This is a genomic window from Kitasatospora sp. MY 5-36, assembly GCF_001182915.1.
Taxonomy (GTDB): Bacteria; Actinomycetota; Actinomycetes; order Streptomycetales; family Streptomycetaceae; genus Kitasatospora.
This window is the reverse complement of record NZ_LFVW01001127.1, coordinates 1-1,792: the sequence shown is the minus strand read 5'-3', so window position 1 is coordinate 1,792 and position 1,792 is coordinate 1. Positions and strand designations below refer to the sequence as shown.

1 protein-coding gene is annotated in these 1,792 nt (G+C 78.3%); it reads left to right on the top strand.

From position 1 onward, the window contains the following. Positions 1-1,792: acyltransferase domain-containing protein (locus AE652_RS40735; RefSeq protein ID WP_049660915.1), on the top strand; the 1,792-nt coding region annotated here is incomplete at both ends.

Sequence of the window (1,792 nt, the reverse complement as noted above, 5' to 3'; positions counted from 1 at the left end):
CTGGTCGCTCGCCACCACCCGCCCGCCGCACGACCACCGCGCCGTGCTGCTGGGCGCCGACCACGCCGAACTGCTGCCCGCCGCCGCGGCGGTGGCCACCGGACAGGCCTCGCCCGACGCCGTCACCGGCTCCGTCGCGCCCGGCGGCACCGGCCGCACCGTGTTCGTCTTCCCCGGCCACGGCAGCCAGTGGATCGGCATGGGCCGCGAACTCGCCGAGGTCTCACCGGTCTTCCGCGACCGGCTGGACCAGTGCGCCCGGGCCCTGAGCCCGTACGTCGACTGGGACCTCGCGGACGTGCTGGCCGGCGAGCACGACTTCCTCGCCGCCGACGTGCTCCAACCCGCCGTCTGGGCGGTCTCGGTGGCGCTGGCGGCCGTCTGGCAGGCCGCCGGGGTCTCCCCGGACGCGGTCGTCGGCCACTCCCTGGGCGAGATCGCCGCGGCGACCGTCGCCGGCGCCCTCACCCTGGAGGACGGCGCGAAGGTCGCCGCCCTGCGCAGCCGGGCCCTGCGCACCCTGGACGGACGCGGCGGCCTGCTCTCCGTCGCCGAGCCCGCCGACACGGTGCGCGAACGGCTCGCCGGCTTCGAGGGACGGCTCGCGCTCGCCACCGTCAACGGCCCCCGCTCCTGCGTGGTCTCCGGCGACCCCGACGCGCTCGACGAGTTCGCCGCCGCCTGCCCGCCCACCTGCCGCACCACCCGCGTCCCGATCGCCTACGCCTCGCACAGCCCCCAGGTGGAGGAGCTGCGTGAGGAGATCCTCGCCGCGCTCGCCGGCATCGAGCCCCGCGCGGCCGACGTCCCGCTGGTCTCCGCGTACACCGGGCAGTGGCAGGACGGCCGGGAGCTGGACGCCCACTACTGGTACGCGAGCCTGCGCGGCACCGTCGAGTTCGAACGGGCCGTACGGACCCTCGGCGACAGCGGGCACCGGGTGTTCGTCGAGGTGTCCGGGCACCCCGCGCTGACCGGCGCCGTCCGGGACACCCTCGGCGAGGCCGCAGTCGTCACCGGCACGCTGCGGCGCCAGGACGGCGGCGCCCGCCGCCTGCTCACCTCGCTCGCCACCGCCTACGTGGCCGGCGCACCCGTCGACTGGGCGGCCGTGCACGGCCCCGGCACCCTCGTCGACCTGCCCACCTACGCCTTCCAGCGCAGCCGCTACTGGCCCGAACCGGCCCGGCCCGCCGCCCCCGCGCCCGACGACGCGCTGACCGGCCTGCGCTACCGGATCACCTGGACCCGGACCGCCGAGCACCCCGCACCCCCGCAACTGACCGGCAGCTGGCTGCTGGTCGGCGCGGCCGCCGCCCCGGAGACCGCCCGGAAGGTCGCCCGCGCCCTGGCCGAGCACGGCGCCACCGACGTCCGCACCCTGCCGGACGCCGACCGCGCCGCCCTCGCCGCCCACCCGGCGCCCGCCGGCGTGGTCTCCCTGCTCGCCCTGGACGAGTCCCCGGACCAGGGGCACCCGACCATGACCCGGGGCGTGGCCGCCACCCTCGACCTCATCCAGCAGCTCGGCGCCGGCGCCCCCGGCACCCCGCTGTGGGTGCTCACCTCCGGCGCCGTGGCCACCGGCCCCGGCGAGAGCGGCAGCCCCGCCCAGGCCCAGGTCTGGGGACTGGGCCGGGTCGCCGGCCTCGAACACCCCGGGCACTGGGGCGGACTGGTCGACCTGCCGCCCGCCGGCGCCTGGGACGACCGCACCGGCACCCGGCTCGCCGCCCTGCTGTCCGGCGCCGTCGCCGAGGACCAGACGGCCCTGCGCCCGCAGGGCATCCTG